Annotated in this window: 14 protein-coding genes; 10 read left to right on the forward strand and 4 right to left on the reverse strand. The window is 57.9% G+C overall.

The window, feature by feature from the left end; all coding sequences use genetic code 11:
- Positions 1–69: 69 nt before the first annotated feature.
- From ABDK75_RS16465 to ABDK75_RS16480, 4 genes are all read right to left on the reverse strand, one after another.
- Positions 70–330 (reverse strand): hypothetical protein, encoded by a 261-nt coding sequence (locus ABDK75_RS16465; RefSeq protein ID WP_061498686.1) that lies wholly within the window; start codon positions 328–330, stop codon positions 70–72.
- A 197-nt stretch (positions 331–527) separates the two neighbouring features.
- Positions 528–1,244 (reverse strand): phosphoadenosine phosphosulfate reductase family protein, encoded by a 717-nt coding sequence (locus tag ABDK75_RS16470; protein WP_346006454.1) that lies wholly within the window; start codon positions 1,242–1,244, stop codon positions 528–530.
- A 54-nt stretch (positions 1,245–1,298) separates the two neighbouring features.
- Positions 1,299–1,499: a hypothetical protein gene (locus tag ABDK75_RS16475; RefSeq protein ID WP_346006455.1), complete on the reverse strand. Its 201-nt coding sequence runs from the start codon at positions 1,497–1,499 to the stop codon at positions 1,299–1,301.
- Positions 1,496–1,873: a hypothetical protein gene (locus ABDK75_RS16480; protein WP_346006456.1), complete on the reverse strand. Its 378-nt coding sequence runs from the start codon at positions 1,871–1,873 to the stop codon at positions 1,496–1,498. The genes ABDK75_RS16475 and ABDK75_RS16480 overlap by 4 nt, the downstream gene beginning before the upstream one ends.
- Here ABDK75_RS16480 and ABDK75_RS16485 point away from each other — a divergent pair.
- From ABDK75_RS16485 to ABDK75_RS16530, 10 genes are all read left to right on the forward strand, one after another.
- Entirely contained in the window at positions 1,872–2,159 is a 288-nt protein-coding gene (locus ABDK75_RS16485; RefSeq protein WP_346006457.1) for a hypothetical protein, read from the forward strand. The genes ABDK75_RS16480 and ABDK75_RS16485 overlap by 2 nt on opposite strands.
- A 190-nt stretch (positions 2,160–2,349) precedes the next feature.
- A complete protein-coding gene (locus ABDK75_RS16490) occupies positions 2,350–3,012 on the forward strand; it encodes a ParA family protein (RefSeq protein ID WP_061507245.1) in 663 nt (220 codons plus the stop codon).
- Positions 3,009–3,305 (forward strand): hypothetical protein, encoded by a 297-nt coding sequence (locus ABDK75_RS16495; protein ID WP_061490698.1) that lies wholly within the window; start codon positions 3,009–3,011, stop codon positions 3,303–3,305. Before ABDK75_RS16490 ends, ABDK75_RS16495 begins: the two co-directional genes overlap by 4 nt.
- 113 nt (positions 3,306–3,418) lie before the next feature.
- Entirely contained in the window at positions 3,419–4,210 is a 792-nt protein-coding gene (locus ABDK75_RS16500; RefSeq protein ID WP_346006458.1) for a hypothetical protein, read from the forward strand.
- The gene (locus tag ABDK75_RS16505; protein WP_346006459.1) at positions 4,095–5,624 is read left to right on the forward strand and encodes a DNA polymerase Y family protein; all 1,530 of its coding nucleotides are present in this window, start codon (positions 4,095–4,097) and stop codon (positions 5,622–5,624) included. Before ABDK75_RS16500 ends, ABDK75_RS16505 begins: the two co-directional genes overlap by 116 nt.
- Entirely contained in the window at positions 5,624–5,857 is a 234-nt protein-coding gene (locus ABDK75_RS16510) for a hypothetical protein (protein WP_041240859.1), read from the forward strand. Before ABDK75_RS16505 ends, ABDK75_RS16510 begins: the two co-directional genes overlap by 1 nt.
- Positions 5,858–5,860: 3 nt before the next feature.
- A complete protein-coding gene (locus ABDK75_RS16515) occupies positions 5,861–9,001 on the forward strand; it encodes an error-prone DNA polymerase (protein WP_346006460.1) in 3,141 nt (1,046 codons plus the stop codon).
- Between the two features lie 312 nt (positions 9,002–9,313).
- Positions 9,314–12,016 carry a DNA methyltransferase gene (locus tag ABDK75_RS16520; protein ID WP_346006461.1) on the forward strand — a complete coding sequence of 901 codons (2,703 nt, stop codon included), beginning with the start codon at positions 9,314–9,316 and terminating at the stop codon, positions 12,014–12,016.
- Positions 12,017–12,019: 3 nt separating this feature from the next.
- A complete protein-coding gene (locus ABDK75_RS16525) occupies positions 12,020–14,113 on the forward strand; it encodes a DEAD/DEAH box helicase (RefSeq protein WP_346006462.1) in 2,094 nt (697 codons plus the stop codon).
- On the forward strand, positions 14,113–15,318 hold the full coding sequence (locus ABDK75_RS16530) for a GIY-YIG nuclease family protein (protein ID WP_346006463.1): 1,206 nt from the start codon (positions 14,113–14,115) through the stop codon (positions 15,316–15,318). Before ABDK75_RS16525 ends, ABDK75_RS16530 begins: the two co-directional genes overlap by 1 nt.
- The last annotated feature ends 439 nt before the right edge of the window (positions 15,319–15,757 follow it).

The raw sequence follows: 15,757 nt of genomic DNA on the forward strand, positions 1-15,757 counted from the left end.
AGACCGGGGGGCCGGAAAACAGGATCAGTGCGGGGAGAGAGGCGTCAGGCCTCCCGGATCAGTTCGGGGTCAGAAGGGACCAAAGCGCAGGCGGATCTGCTCACGCTCGCCTTCGGACAGGCGGGCCAGCGCGTCACAGTGGTAGGCCGACCCTTCCCGTGCCTTCGTCGCCACGCGCCACCAGGCTTGCGGATCGCTGCAATGCAGACCCACCAGATGCGTTTCGTCGTTCTCGGGTCCGCATCCTTCGAGGAGCGTCCAGCCTTCCTTGTGAGCCTGTCTGGGTTCAAAGGCCGTGGCCTGTGCGGGGCGTTCGAGGGTCTCTGACATCGTCTTTATTTCCTTTCCTGACCCTCTCCGGCGAGCGCAGGACAGCGCGACCTGCCAGAGCGACGCGCAGCGTCGGGACCGCCCGGCCCGCAGCGTAGCGAGGACACGGACGGACCCACCTCTTGCGGGGCGGGCTGGCCTGTGCTGCCCCCTCCCCTCCTTTTCCTTTTTTAACCTTCTGTTTTTTCTACTTTTTTCTAATTCGGCCCTGCCCCCAGCCCGAACGCTCCGGCCGGTAGCTCCCAGGCTGGTGTGAGGACGGTCGGGATCGGCCGCGACGACAGGCACGCGCGGGCCAGATCGGGCGCTGACAGTGCAGCGTCATACGGCCTGCCCTGCTCCGCGAGCTGCTCCAGGGAGACGGTCCGCTTGATCGTGCAGCCGAACTGCTGCTCGTACTGCACGAGGCGTTCAAAGCGGGCAGGATCGAGCCAGCGGATCGTTGCAAACTGCCGCGCATCGCCAAAAATACAGGTGGCACAGGACAGCCTGGAGAAGCCGATGCGGTATGGCAGCGCCGGCATCACGTTCCAGCGCTTCAGACTGTCCCAGACCTGCGCCTCGCTCCACTGGTAAACCGGCCGCCAGTGATCGACATGCCGGCGACGGCGGGTGCCATGTCGCGTGTCCGTGCGGTGCGGCTCAAAGGCCGCATAGCGGGCTCGGTTGGGGCTTTCTTCGGCCCGCTCGCCCGTTACGAACAGCGTGCGCCGGTTCAGAAAGCGCTCCTGCCCGCGCAAGGAGCGATCGGCCACGTCAATCTTGGTGACGCTGGAGCACCATCGGGTCGTCAGGCTGGCGGAGACCTGAGGAAACCGCAGACGTGTGCCGTTTGGCCCCTGCCCTCCTGTACGGATCAGCCCGTCAGGGCTTTCGAAAAGGACAGGCGCCGTCGGGGCAGCGTTGCGGAGCATCTCCCGCTCGAAGCCGCCCTCTCGCCAGGAGCGATAGAGCGGCAGCCCGAAATCCTACGCCAGCGCGCTCACATAGGGCAAGGTGGAGGGCCAGTCCATGAAGGATGGCCCCTGCCCGTCCACCTCGTGGTGCCACAGTTCCAGGCGGTCCTTCGGAGCCCCGGCTTCAAGGAGGGCAAGGAGGCAGGCGGTGCCGTCTTTCCCGCCCGACACGGCCACGATGATGCTGTCATAGGAGGTCAGATCCGGCGTCATGGCACAAACCTGCTGACAGGAGCACCTGTCCGGACAGAGCGGCACATCAGGGCGGTGGGGACAGGAGCGGCCCGGAGCATGAGTGGCTTTACATGCCGGTTGTCCCAGCTCAGGCCTTCGCAGCGTGAGAGGAGTCCAAGCTGGGTCGCTGCCTCATCCCGGCACGCACACACCCGTTCATTACCGCCCACACTGCGACGGCAGGGCTCATGGGCTGGCGCGTTGCAGCCCGTGCAGGCGATTGTCAGCGCCGGATCGCCACCTTCCCAGTGCTCGTTGCACTTGCGGCAGGACACAGGCTCCTGGGTGTCGGTCCAGCGCATGGGCGGCCGACCGCGTGGAGTTGGAACATAAGGAAGGTAATGACGGCGCATGATGCTCGATCCATGTCTGGTTTTTGAACATCGTCGCGTCCGGCTGGGGGCTGTTCAGACTGCAACAGTGCCGCGTAGCGGCAGGATCAACGCGGCCCGCAGTCACGCGCAGGCGGCGCAGCCGGCGAGCATGGCGAGGACACGCGTTGACCCACCTGTTGCTGGCTGGGCAACTCCCAGCCAGCCCTTCCCTCTTTTTATCGGGTTTTTCTTTTTACCCGGTTTTTCTTTTTATCTGGTTTTTGTTCTTACCGGGTTATTGCTCTTATCCGGTTTTTTGCCTTGATCCCGCTTCAGAAGCCGCCAGTGGAAGGGTGAGTTGGAACACTCCTGTTGAAGTCCTGGGAAGATATTACCTGGTTATTTTTATTACCGGATATATTTTTTTATCTGGTTTTAACATTTATCCGGTTTACTAAAACAGGAGGCGGCACTACGAACGTAGGTCAGCACGGCTTCTTTGAGCGGAGAACACAATGCCTGTCATCGCTATCGCGTCCCCCAAAGGAGGCGCTGGAAAATCGACTACTGCTGTCATCTTGGGAACCCAGCTTGCACACTATGGAGCAGAGGTAACTCTGTTAGACTGCGACCCGAACGAAGCGCTGACTTTATGGGCTGACCGCGCGCCGAAGCCGCCTAGAATCAGCCTGATAACGAAGGTCTCTGAAAGCGACATCATAAAGACGATCAAAAGGCACGATGCTGATGGGAAAATCGTCATTGTTGATTTGGAAGGCGTCGCATCGAGATTGGTTTCGCGCGCGATTTCTCAAGCAGATTTGGTCTTGACGCCCATGCGAGGAACCACGTTGGACGCGACAATCGGAGCGAGAGCCCTTGCTCTAGTAGCAGAGGAAGAAGAGTCTTTAGGGCGCAAAATTCCTCACTCAGTTGTTTTCACAATGACGCGGGCAATTCGCTCCAAACAGCATTCAGGCATTGAAGCTTCACTCAGGGAATCAGGCGTGGACGTGATAACGCCCCCTCTAATGGAGCGTGCTGCGTTTTCCGCTCTTTTCGAGTTTGGTGGAGATCTTCACTCGATCCCACCACAAGGTAACATGGTGGCAGCGATCGAAAACGCCGATGGCTTTGCACAAGCTGTGTACCGACGCCTTACAGGAGCAGCAGAATGACAGAGAAAAAGCCTTTTGCGATTGATGTTGGAAAGCTCAGGTCGCGAGAAAAAGTCGCATCTGCCTCCGCTGTTGAACGAGTTGATCGTGTCGCTGCGGATCATGGTTTCATAGCTAGAGAACCTGCGAAACGTAGAGGACGCCTACCCAGCCCTCGAACAGGACAACTGCACGCTAAGGTATTTCCCAACGTCTCCGACGAAATCGCTAAGGAGGCAACCAGGCGAGGCGTTACCCAAGGCGTTGTCATAGAAGAAGCTTGGAAGCTGTATAAAGAAAATAATCCGGTTTGATAGTTTATCGGGTTTTATAATAAACCCGGTAATTATAGTTACCGGGTAACTTCAAAAAAACTTGCAATCGCGTCAGGTTTGTTCTCTTTATGTTCTCGTTAAGGAGAACAAAGATGACAACGGACGCCGTGGCGCGACTGCGCGAGCAGGTCCGACGCCTGGAGCGTCGAAGCCTTCCTCATTCCCATGCTGACACCCTGCCTACCGGGCATTCTGCCGTCGATGACCATCTCGGCGGTGGCCTCAAAACGGGTAGCCTGCATGACTTTCTGATCTCCGATCCTCTGGAGACGGGGGCCAGTCTCGCCATGCTGCTGCCCATCCTGAAAGAGGGCAGGGGGCCGGTCTTCTGGATCAGCGACACATCTGCCGAACTGAACGCCTGCGGGCTGCATCAGTCCGGTGTTTCACCGGACCATCTGGTCTGCATTGAAACGGACCCGGCTAACCTGCTGTCGGTCGCCGAGGACATCTTGCGCGGGCCAGAACGCGCACTGGCCGTGATCGCAGGACGTCACGTCCCAACGCTCAAGGAAATCCGCCGCCTCAATCTGGCTGTGGAGGCGAGCGGGAACACAGGCTTTTTCCTGCGCTCTGCGCCTCTCGCACAAGCTCCTGGAAAAGACCCCTGTGCGTGCGCCACGCGGTGGCGGGTCCTCTCCCATCCTTCATCGCCTCAAACGCTTCCGGGACTGACCATGCCGCGTCCCGGTTCCCGACGCCTTTCTGCCACGCTGTTGCGGGTAAGGGGAGGCCGCCCTGCTCACTGGATCCTCGACTGCACCGATCATGCGCCGCTTTCTCGCTCTCTGGATGCCCTTCTGGCGCACCGAGCGCCTCCAGCTCTCCCGCCCGGGAGACTTTCCGACCGACAGGTCGCTCGTTGTGCACGCGCTGGCACATAACCGTCACACCGTCACCGGTGTCAGTCCGGCTGCGCTCGCGGCCGGACTGACACCGGGACTGCCGCTCGCGCAGGCTCGCTCCCTCGTTCCGGATCTTCTGACCGCCGAAGAGGACGCCGAAGCACAGAGGGCAGCGCTGACCGATCTCTGCTCCTGGCTGATCTGGCTGTCGCCGCTGCCCGCATTCGACGCTCCGGACGGGCTCTACAGCGATACCACCGGATGCGCCCATCTTTACGGCGGTGAGGCGGCGATGCTGGATCTCGTCAGGGAACGCCTGCAGGCGAGGGGACATTCCTGCTCCGTGTCACTGAGCGATACGGCCGCTGCCTCACGCGCCCTGGCCCGCTCGGGGATCGACCAGATCTGTCTCGTGCCTCCCGGTCAGCAGAAACAGGCTCTGCATCCGTTGCCCTGTTCAGCACTTCCTCTGCCGGAAAAAACACTGGCCAGTTTGACACGGCTCGGCCTGACCACCATTGGCGCCCTTGCAGACCTCCCTCGTGCGCCTCTGGCCAAGCGCTTTGGGGCGCAGCTTCTCACCTGTCTCGATGAGGCTCTCGGACGGCAGGCCAGCCCGCTCAGCGTGTTTCAACCTGCGGACCGGATTTCCCTGACCCGGTCTCTGGTCGAGCCCATCAGCACACCGGACGCCATTGCCACGGTGATTGCCGCACTCGTGCCGGTTGTCTGCGAAAAGCTGACGGCGCGCGGGGAGGGGGCGCGGCAGCTCGACTTTCTCTGCGTGCGCGTGGACGGATCCATTCAGGCCATCCGCGTGGGGACATCCGATCCGACGGCTGACGTGACACGTCTGATGCGCCTGCTGGGAGACCAGATCCCGCAGATCGCGCCCGAGTTTGGAATTGAAACCGTCATCCTGACCGTCAGCGCGAACGAACCGCTCGAAGCCGGACCTGAGCGGTCTGTCCTGCCGGACGTCGGGGCATCCTCGGAGCGCGCTCTCCCAGCCACTCTGATCGACCGGCTGTTGAACCGTCCGGGGGTTGTTTCTGTCCACCAGCTCGCGCCCCGGTTTTCCGCCTGGCCGGAAGACGCACAGTCTCGCATTTCTCCAGGCGACGTGGCAGAACCCGCGGACGCGCGCCAGATGCTCTGGGTGCGACCGAACATCCTGTTCGATCTGCCCGTCCGGGTGCAGGTCACTGCCCTGCTCCCGGACGGTGCGCCACGCCAGTTCGTCCTGAAGCGGCAGACGCATCGCATCGCGGCGGCCGATGGCCCCGAACGTCTGCTGGGTGAGTGGTGGCAGGCGGCCGAAAGCTACGGCGCGATCCGCGACTACTGGCAGGTCGAGACCACGACCGGCCTGCGCCTGTGGCTGTTTCGCAAAGGGGACGGAGCGCACGACTGGTCCGGCTCGGGCGCGTGGTTTCTTCAGGGGATGTTCTAATGGAGCCCCGTGACGATCTGATCCCGGCCAGCACCTCGGACGTGGCCGAAGTCCTGATGCACGCGTTGTGCTATGACGGACGCAGGCGGACGCATGACGCTGCCGAGCTGATGGCCCGTCTGGTGGCCGAGCGTCTGGTCGCTTATCTCGAACGCTCCGGCTTTGTGGTCATGCGCGCGCCGACCAGCAACGCGCCTGACAGCAGCCGACACCCCCATCCGCACAGGCGCTAAGCCATGAGCGCGCCTTACGTCGAATTGCAGGTGACGTCCTCGTTTTCGTTCCTGCGTTCGGGCAGCCAGCCGGATGAACTGATCTTCCAGGCGAAAGCCTTGGGTTATGACACCATCGGTCTGGCAGACTGGAACACCGTGGCCGGGGTGATCCGCGCCCATTTGGCAGCGCGCGAGGCCGGTCTGCGTCTCCTGCCCGGATGCCGTCTGGATCTGCGCGACGGCAGTGCGCTCCTGGCCTATCCCCGCAACCGTGCGGGCTGGGCAGGTCTCTGCCAGCTCCTGACTCTTGGCCATCATCGGGGCGAGCGCGACGTGTTCCTTCTGGGATGGGAGGATCTCGTCGCAGCGGCAACCGACCTCATCCTGATCCTGTTGCCGACCGAGGACCTGGCAGCGCTTCCGGGTCACGTTCAGAGCCTGCTGGATCTGCCACGACAAAGGACAGGCGAAGAAGAGATCCGGTTTCTCGCGCTGACGATGCTCCGGCAGCCTGGAGATCTGGCGCGGCTCCACGCGCTCGCGGCGTTCAGTGCGGCACAAGACCTGGCCTGCGTTGTGACAGGAGATGTTCTCTACCATGATGCGCGCCGGCACGTTCTTCAGGACGTGGTCACGGCGATCCGGGAAGGCTGTACCGTCGATGATCTCGGCAACCGCCGTCACGTTCACGCCGATCGCCATCTGAAAGCCCCTGAAGAACAGGCGCGCCTGTTCGCCGCCTTTCCGGACGCGCTGGCCAACACACGGCGGATTGCCGGGGCCTGCGCTTTCAGTCTCGATGACCTGACGTACCAGTATCCGACCGAAACCGAGCGCACAGGCGAAAGCGCACAGGAGACCCTGACACGCCTGGTCCAGACCGCACTGCCGCGTCGCTACCCGGCCGGGGCGCCGCCTGAAGTCGAAACGCAGATTGCCCACGAGCTGAGGCTGATCGGCTCTCTGTCCTACGCGCCGTATTTCCTGACCGTGAATACGATCGTGCGTCATGCCCGCTCACTCGGGATTGTCTGTCAGGGGCGCGGATCTGCTGCGAACTCAGCGGTCTGCTATGTTTTGGGCATCACGAGTATTGATCCGGTTCGCTCGGGCCTGCTGTTCGAACGGTTCATCTCAGCCGAACGGCAGGAACCGCCCGACATCGACGTCGATTTCGAGAGCGACCGCCGAGAAGAGGTCATCCAGTGGATCTACCGGCATTATGGCCGCCACCGCGCGGCCCTGTGCGCGACCGTGCAGCGCTATCAGCCCAAAGGCGCGTTGCGGGAAGTGGGTAAGGTTCTGGGGCTCCCGGAAGATCTGACCGGCCAGCTTTCAAAACACATCGCTTCATCGTTAGCCGATCCCGATCTGTGCAAGGCGCGTGCGGCCGATCTTGGCCTGAACCTGAAGGATCGCCGACTCAGTCTGACGTTCCATCTCGCACGTCTGCTTCTGGGCTTTCCCCGCCAGCTCGGCACCCATCCGGGCGGGTTTGTGCTAACCGAGGATCGCCTGGATGAACTCGTCCCCCTGATGCCAACCGCCATGGACGGGCGGCAGATCATCGTCTGGGACAAGGACGATATCGACGTCCTGCGCTTCATGAAGGTGGACGTTCTGGGGCTCGGGATGCTCGGCTGTCTGCGTCGCGGATTTGAGCTACTTCACACCGTGTATCAGACCCGCATGGATCTCGCCGCGATCCCGGCCGAGGATCCGCAGACCTATCGCATGATCCAGAAGGCCGACACGCTCGGCACATTCCAGATCGAAAGCCGGGCGCAGATGTCGATGCTGCCGCGCATGAAGCCCAGGACCTTTTATGATCTGGTGATTCAGGTGGCGATCGTGCGGCCGGGACCGATCCAGGGCGACATGGTCCATCCCTATCTCCGCAGGCGTGAGAAACTGGAGCCTGTCACCTATCCGTCCGAGACCCTGCGCGGCATTCTGGGGAAAACACTGGGTGTGCCGCTGTTCCAGGAGCAGGCCATGCAGGTCGCGATCCATTGCGCGGGCTTCACGCCAGGCGAAGCGGACCAGCTCCGCCGTGCGATGGCGACGTTCAAAATGACCGGGGGCGTGTCGCCGTTCCGGGACAAGCTGGTGAACGGGATGCTGGCCAACGGCTATGAGCAGGGCTTCGCTGAACAGACCTTCGCGCAGCTCGAAGGATTTGGCAGCTATGGTTTCCCCGAAAGCCATGCCTCCTCCTTTGCCCTGATCGCCTATGCGTCCGCCTGGATGAAATGCCATTACCCGGATGTGTTCTGTGCCGCCCTGCTGAACTCTCAGCCGATGGGATTTTATGCGCCCTCGCAGATTGTTCAGGACGCACAACGGCATGGGGTCGAGGTCCGGCCGATCTGCATCAACGCCTCACGATGGGATTGCACACTGGAGCGCGGCCGGAACGGACGGCACGCGGCCGTCAGGCTGGGCTTTCGAATGGTGAAGAGGCTGGCGAACGGACACGGCGCAGCCCTGATCGCCGCCCGGATGCCGGATTATGAGAGCATTGACGACGTCTGGCGGCGTGCAGACGTGCCGGTCTCGGCCCTGGAATGTCTCGCGGAAGCGGACGCTTTCCGGGTGTTCGGACAAATGCGCCGTGCTGCCCTGTGGTCAATCAAGGGTCTCGCCGATACGGCCCTGCCGTTGTTTGAGGTGGCGGACCGGGGCCGCAACTTTCCGCTACCGGAAGTGATCGAGCCGGAGATTACCTTGCCGATGATGTCAGAGCGGGCATCAGTACATGAGGATTACCGGGCGACGGGACTCAGTCTGAACGGGCATCCGGTCGCGTTTCTACGGGAGGGCCTGCGAAAGGAGGGGGTCGTTCGTTGCGGGGATCTGCCTTATCTCAGGGATGGGCGCCGGATCCAGCTCACCGGACTGGTGTTGATGCGGCAGAAGCCAGGGACGGCCAACGGCACCATGTTCGTCACAATCGAGGACGAAACCGGCACGGCCAATCTGATCGTCTGGAAGGACGTGCAGGAAAAATGCCGCTGTCCTCTTCTCGCGTCCCGTCTTCTGGCCTGTAAAGGCCGGCTTCAGAAGGAAGGCGAGGTGATTCATGTCGTTGTGCTCAGTCTGGAAGACCGCACGCCATCGCTTCAGGGATCGGAGCTGCTGAAGGCACGGGACTTCCGTTAGGGAAGCACATCGGCACGGGCAACTTTCTTCTAAGAAGAAAAATTCTTGTTGATGTTGAACCTGTGGAATTGTGGGCAGAGCCGCACCCAGTAGTCAGCCTGCAGGGCTGTCCATCAGGACGCGAGCGGCCGTGAAACGGCTGTCCATAAGTCCATGGGCGGCTCATGCCGGTATAGCCAACAGCAGTGATACACAAACATAGGCGTCCTTCTCCCGACGTCCCGGCCTTACCTTGTCATATGTGACACACGGTTGCAGTAATATCGCCAGTTGTTTGATCCTGCTGAACTCTGCTGCACACCAAGGCCCGACATGAACCCGACTGAAATCTACGATGCCCTCTCCAAGATCGCAGAGGTGTCCTTTGATGCAGAGGAATTTCCCTTCTCGTTTGCTGAAGCGACAGATGCCTCACAGGCGGCAATTTCAAAGCTTCGTAACGGGTCGACCAATAAATCTGACCTTCCGGGCGGGGTCTTGTTTGGCAAGCGATTTCATTATGCACCGGCCCCAGCCGGGAAGAGTGAGGCTACTCTTGAGCAACTGAGAGCTTCGAAGAAAACCAAATCCTCCAAGCCCGCTATTTTGCTCGCAACAGATGGTGAGATGATTGCGGCGGAACATACTGCTTCGGGCGAAACACTCCATTGCGCCTTTAAGGACTTAGGAGATCAGTTCGGCTTCTTCCTCCCCGCTGCGGGTAAGGAGCGATATCGCGCCGTTGAGGAAAACCCGGTCGATGTGAAGGCGACTGGGAAACTCGCCAAGCTTTATGACGCATTAATCAGGGCGAACCCCGACTGGGGAACAGATGCACGTCGTCATGAGATGAACCAACTCATGATGCGGCTGATCTTCTGTATGTTTGCCGAAGACGTCGGCATCTTTCCAGAGCATCAATTCTCCCGCCTGATTTTCACATATGCAGGTGATAAAGGTGAGGAAGCGCATAAGGCCATTATGGCAGCCTTCCGGGCGATGAACCTTCCCAAGAATGAGCGAACAGGTCTGCCCGCATGGACAGGTGAGCTGGACTACGTGAATGGCGGTCTGTTCGCTGGCGCCATTGATGCACCGAAATTCGATACTATTGCCTTCCGCTATCTGCGTGAGGCGTGTGGGCTAGATTGGCGTGAGATCAATCCGGATATTTTCGGTTCGATGATCCAGTCTGTTGCGGATCCAAAGCAACGCTCTGAACTGGGAATGCATTACACGTCAGTGCCGAATATCATGAAGGTCATCGGGCCGCTTTTTCTCGATGATCTGGACGTGGAGATTCATAAAGGCTGGGATCGTGCTCGCGCACTTCAGCAAACGCTGAGCCATATGTCGCACATCCGTGTGTTTGACCCCGCCTGCGGATCGGGAAATTTTCTTGTTGTCTCTTATCGAGAACTCCGGGCACGCGAGACGCGCATTATGCAGCGTCTGGAGGAGCTTGATGGGCGCAATGCTATGGGTACTAGCGAGATGTTCTCACGCATCAAGATAGACCATTTCTACGGAATTGAGATTTCGGATTTCGCCGCTGAGACGGCGAAGCTTGCACTGTTCATAGCCGAATATCAGGCCAATGCGAATTTTAAGGCGGTTTTCGGACGTTGTCCTGCGGCCCTGCCTTTGCGGGACGCTGCCCGCATTCACAGAGACAACGCCCTAGAGCTTGATTGGGAAGCTGTATGCCCACCTCCCAATAAGGACGAAGAAGTTTTTATTGCTGGAAATCCCCCATTTCTGGGAAAAGCGCAGCAGGATTTCCAGCAAAAGGCGAGCATGGACCATGTTTTCTTAGGAAAGGTGAAATCCTTTCGCGCATTTGATTTTGTTACGGCGTGGTTCTTTAAGGCAGCTAATTATCTGCGGGGACGCAACATAAAGGCAGCGTTGGTTGCAACCAACTCGATTTGCCAAGGTGCATCAGCGGCAAATCTCTGGCCAGAAATCCTTACCGAAGGCGTCGAAATTGGATTTGCGCATCGATCATTTAAATGGCGAAATAATGCTGCTAAAAACGCTGCCGTGGTTTGCGTTATTGTTGGATTGCGCAATACATCGAAGGCGGAAAAGTGTATTTTCGAAGATGATGTTTCTCAGGCGCCGTCAAACATCAATAGCTATTTAATTGATGAACATAATATATTTGTCTCCCCGTCAAATTATAATTTGTTTTCTTTGCCGGAAATGAGATTTGGTTGCATGCCTTATGATGCAGGGAATCTAATATTACTTCCCGAGGAGCGACAGAAAATTCTTCATAATACACCCCAATCAAAAAAATTTATTCGTAAGTTTATGGGTTCTCAAGAAGTGGTGAAGGGTGTTGAAAGGTATTGTCTTTGGATATCCGATGAGGATTTACCTGAATCTCTGCAAATTACAGAGATAGCACAGCGTGTCTCTGCAACTAGAGACGCTCGTTTAAACATGAAAGATAAAGGCGGCATTGAACTAGCTGAACGCCCTCATCAGTTCCGTGAACATATCGCTCCCCAAAACCACGCCATCCTCGTACCCCGCGTAACCTCCGAGCGCCGCCCGTACCTTCCTGTGGAGAGGGTGGGAGCCGACGTGATTTCATCGGACCTCAATCAAGTTCTCTACGACGCCCCTGAATGGTGCATCGCGCTCATTGCGTCCCGTCTCCATCTCGTCTGGATCGCCACTGTCTGCGGCAAACTAAAGTCCGATTTCCGTTATTCCAACACGCTCGGCTGGAACACCTTCCCAGTCCCGAAATTCACGGACGAGCAGCTGGAAGCCCTGTCGGCTTCAGCACGCCGCATCCTGAAATGCCGCTATTCCCACTACCCGAAAACGATCGCGGACTTATACGATCCGGACAAAATGCCGGACGACCTTCGCGCTGTGCACAAAGAAAACGATGACTTGCTGGAGAGCATGTATATCGGCCGCCCCTTCCGCAATGACACGGAACGCCTGGAAACACTCTTCAAACTCTATGCGGCCAAGATCAAAACACTAGAAACTGCCAGCAAGAAGAAAAAGGCCTGACCCATGGTCGAGATGCTCAACGTCACGTATGGCACGTCAACAGCCAAAACGAACGCATTAGGCCAACGTCCCATGCAGGCCCGTACCTATGACGCCCGGGCCGCACAGTTCCTTCTCCTCAAAGCGCCCCCGGCTGCGGGTAAAAGCCGCGCACTCATGTTTGTGGCACTGGATAAGCTGCTGCATCAGGGACTGGACAAGGTGATCGTTTGCGTCCCTGAAACCTCAATCGGTGGTTCTTTTCGCTCTACCGATCTGATGAGCTACGGCTTTGAGGCAAATTGGGACGTCGAGCCACGCTGGAACCTCTGTCTGACGGGCGATGACGCGAGCAAAGAAAAGGTCAAAGCGTTCCAAGCCTTTCTGCAAAGCGACGCAAAGGTTCTGGTCTGCACCCATGCGACATTCCGCTTCGGCGTTGATGCTGTCATCGAAGCCAGTGGTATCGAAGCGTTTGACCGGTGTTTCATTGCGATAGACGAGTTCCATCACGTCTCAGCATCAGACAACAATCGCCTCGGCGTTATTCTGCGGAACCTGATTACCCGTGATGCATGCCATATAATGGCAATGACGGGCAGCTACTTCCGTGGCGATTCAGATCCGGTTCTACGAGAAGAAGACGAAGACCGCTTCACCAAGATTACCTACAGCTATTACGAGCAGTTAGAGAGCTACACGTTCCTCAAGGCACTCGGCATCAATTACGAGTTCTATAAAGGAAACTACATCAACGGCCTTGAAGGGGTTCTGAACCCCAACCAAAAGACGATTATCCATATCCCGCATCGCGGCTCATCTGAAGCATTTGATGACAAATACAACGAGGTGGGTTGGATCCTTGATTTCTTGGGAAAGCATGAAGGTCGAGACCCTGAGACCGGCTTTGATTTGGTCCGCACAGCAGAAGGACGGCTTCTGAAGATTGCTGATTTGGTGGATGATGGTCCCGGCCGCAACAACGTAAAGACCGCTCTATCCCATGAGATTAGAGGAGCGGATGGTAAGCGTGATGACGACGCTGACAGAGCCAAAGTCGATATCATCATCGCGCTTGGCATGGCTAAGGAGGGCTTTGACTGGGTGTGGTGTGAACACGCTCTGACCATCGGCTACCGCTCCTCCCTGACTGAGATCGTGCAAATCATCGGCCGTGCAACCCGTGATGCGCCCGGGAAACCTCGCGCCTTGTTCACAAACCTTGTCGCGGAGCCAGGTGTTGAAACGGGCGTGGTCACTGATGCTGTGAATGATATGCTGAAAGCGATCTCGGGTTCACTGCTGATGGAGCAGGTCCTCGCTCCGAACCTGAAATTCTACCGTCGGGAAGATGGCGATGTTCGTGCACCGATTGGCACGGATGATGAAGGTAATGTCACCATCGGAATTAAAGGCCTCATGGAGCCACCCACAGACCGTGCGCGGGCGATTTGCGAAAAGGACATGAACGACCTGATGGCGACGGCCTATCAGGAAATGGATCGCCGTGTGCTGTCACCGGAAACTGCTCCTGAAGTCGCAACGCAAATGGTTCTAACGGATATCATCGAAAGACGTTACGAGACGTTGGACACAGAAGAGGCTGAATCCGTTCGCCAGCATCTGGCTGCGCATATGAACGTCCTGACATTGGCTCGCAAGCAAGCCGAACAGGATATTACGGGCGCGCAATCCGTGCTTGGTGCTCCACCAACCGAAGCTGCCCCCACAACAGGCGAAGCGAACGATGGTGGTGAGGAGACACCTGACAGTGCTCCGAACACTCTGCTGGCGATGGTGAAGAAATTTATCAATGTTCGGGACATCGATATTGAGTTGATTGATAGCATCAACGTCTTTCAGGAACGCTTCGAAGTCGCGTCTAAATCCTTGAATGCTGAGATCCTCGCGCATGTGCAATCCGCCATGGTCGCCTTGCGGGTGAAGATGAGTGGAGACGAAGCACGGACTTTATGGCCACGCATTAAGGCTTTTCGCGCGGCAGAAGGGCGTGAGCCCAACGTGAACTCCGCTAACACACTGGAGAAACGCATGGCCGAAGCGCTTGCCTGGCTGAAAGCCGAAAAAGCCAAGCGTCTGCGCGAGGCGGCACAATAATGGTGCGCCCCTCTCTGGATGACATCTACAGCGAACACGACGAGTTTGGTCTTCTGGATCTCAAACAACGTGGTACCCGAAGTGGAAACACCACAGATCGTGGCGTCGCGGTGTTGCTGGACGTTACCCGTTTTGTCGAGCAGAACGCCCGCTTGCCAGACCCAGAGGCACGTGCCCATGACGAGATGAAGCTGGCGATGACTTGGGGCGCTGTAAAAACTTCACCAACCGAGAAAATGAGAGCAGCCGACCGCCTAGCTCTTCTCGACCAAAAGCCAATCGCCCCGCCTCGTTCGTGGAAGGACGAAGTCCCTGAGGATGCCATCCCGGAAAGTCTCGATGACATCTTTGATGATGACGAACTGGAGGTTGATCCCTCACTCGTCACCTTCCAACACACAACCCCCTCAAGCGAACGGGTGACACCCGATCATCGCGCTGAGTTTGTACCCTGCCGGGATTTTGAGAAATTTCGTGAGCGCTTTGAAGCCGTACAGCGTGCTCTTGAGACGGGAGAGCGAAAAGTAAGAGCGGTGAAGAAATGGGCCATTATTGAGCCCATAGAAGGCGATTTTTTCATCCGAAATGGTTTGCTCGCCCTGATTGCTGAGAAGTCCGAGATGACCTCTCGCGGCGGCTCTCGGGATCACCGGTTACGGGTCATCTTCTCTAACGGGACAGAGAGCGACCCTTTAATGTCTTCCTTCCGCAAGTCCCTCTCGGAAGACAAGACTGCGCGCACCGTGCAGAAGGTGGGGCTTGGCCCGGTTGATCCAGAATGGGAGAGTGATCAGCTTGAACTATCTGGCACCATATATGTCGCCCGGTCGCGCTCAGAAGATCCTGCCATTCGAGAGCAGCGGATGATCTTACACAAAATCGGTGTGACCAGTCAGGACGTTGCCCGCCGTGTGGCTGATGCCCGTAACGATCCAACATTTCTACTGGCTCCAGTGGATATCGTGGCCACGTACAGCCTCAAGAACCTCTCCCGCCATAGGGTTGAGGATCTCCTGCACCGCTTTTTTGTATCCGCACGCCCTGCCGAATTATTTGTCGTGGATCGTCTTGGAAAGAAAATCTCGCCAAAAGAGTGGTTCTATGTGCTGCCCGAGCATGTTGGACAGGCCGTTAAACTGATCGAAGACGGACAGCTCCATCTCTTCCACTACGATGTTGCGACGCAGAAAATCGTACCGAACTGAGGCGTGGAGCGATGACACGAATTCTAACGGTGCTCACCCCACGCGTACGTAAAATGCACTTTCGTGTGCGTTGTATAAATCTTCACGTTAAATACCCCAATTTCTCATCACGGTATCTGGCCGCCTGCGTGGTGTCTCTCAGGCAGCTAAGGGGGGAACACAGTAGGTCTGCTATCGGACGATAGTAATCACAGAAAAAGCAGCCATTTTATAGTCGAGCTTCGCGACGGATCTCCGTCCATTACAGTCGTCCGTCCAACGCAGCAGGCTACTTCAATCAGGCCATAGAACTGCCGAGCCAGTTCTGCCGCTATGTGGCGACGAGTGGACCTTCAGGTAAGGGAGCGCGAGATCATGGGCGATCCAGAAACGGAGACCCGCTCTGTTCCAGGAAGGCGACTTTCGGGAATGAGCGCGCGAATAACCTTTCATAGTGGAA

The organism is Gluconobacter sp. OJA, from assembly GCF_039638325.1.
Classification (GTDB): domain Bacteria; phylum Pseudomonadota; class Alphaproteobacteria; order Acetobacterales; family Acetobacteraceae; genus Gluconobacter; species Gluconobacter cerinus.

What these genes read in the sequence shown, in the direction of transcription:
- ABDK75_RS16485 (WP_346006457.1), top strand. Translation starts at nt 1,872, where the DNA reads ATGATGCTCGATCCATGTCTGGTTTTTGAACATCGTCGCGTCCGGCTG.
- ABDK75_RS16500 (WP_346006458.1), top strand. Translation starts at nt 3,419, where the DNA reads ATGACAACGGACGCCGTGGCGCGACTGCGCGAGCAGGTCCGACGCCTG.
- ABDK75_RS16475 (WP_346006455.1), bottom strand. Translation starts at nt 1,499, where the DNA reads ATGACGCCGGATCTGACCTCCTATGACAGCATCATCGTGGCCGTGTCG.
- ABDK75_RS16525 (WP_346006462.1), top strand. Translation starts at nt 12,020, where the DNA reads ATGGTCGAGATGCTCAACGTCACGTATGGCACGTCAACAGCCAAAACG.
- ABDK75_RS16465 (WP_061498686.1), bottom strand. Translation starts at nt 330, where the DNA reads ATGTCAGAGACCCTCGAACGCCCCGCACAGGCCACGGCCTTTGAACCC.
- ABDK75_RS16530 (WP_346006463.1), top strand. Translation starts at nt 14,113, where the DNA reads ATGGTGCGCCCCTCTCTGGATGACATCTACAGCGAACACGACGAGTTT.
- ABDK75_RS16515 (WP_346006460.1), top strand. Translation starts at nt 5,861, where the DNA reads ATGAGCGCGCCTTACGTCGAATTGCAGGTGACGTCCTCGTTTTCGTTC.
- ABDK75_RS16490 (WP_061507245.1), top strand. Translation starts at nt 2,350, where the DNA reads ATGCCTGTCATCGCTATCGCGTCCCCCAAAGGAGGCGCTGGAAAATCG.
- ABDK75_RS16470 (WP_346006454.1), bottom strand. Translation starts at nt 1,244, where the DNA reads ATGCTCCGCAACGCTGCCCCGACGGCGCCTGTCCTTTTCGAAAGCCCT.
- ABDK75_RS16520 (WP_346006461.1), top strand. Translation starts at nt 9,314, where the DNA reads ATGAACCCGACTGAAATCTACGATGCCCTCTCCAAGATCGCAGAGGTG.
- ABDK75_RS16480 (WP_346006456.1), bottom strand. Translation starts at nt 1,873, where the DNA reads ATGCGCCGTCATTACCTTCCTTATGTTCCAACTCCACGCGGTCGGCCG.
- ABDK75_RS16495 (WP_061490698.1), top strand. Translation starts at nt 3,009, where the DNA reads ATGACAGAGAAAAAGCCTTTTGCGATTGATGTTGGAAAGCTCAGGTCG.
- ABDK75_RS16505 (WP_346006459.1), top strand. Translation starts at nt 4,095, where the DNA reads ATGCGCCGCTTTCTCGCTCTCTGGATGCCCTTCTGGCGCACCGAGCGC.
- ABDK75_RS16510 (WP_041240859.1), top strand. Translation starts at nt 5,624, where the DNA reads ATGGAGCCCCGTGACGATCTGATCCCGGCCAGCACCTCGGACGTGGCC.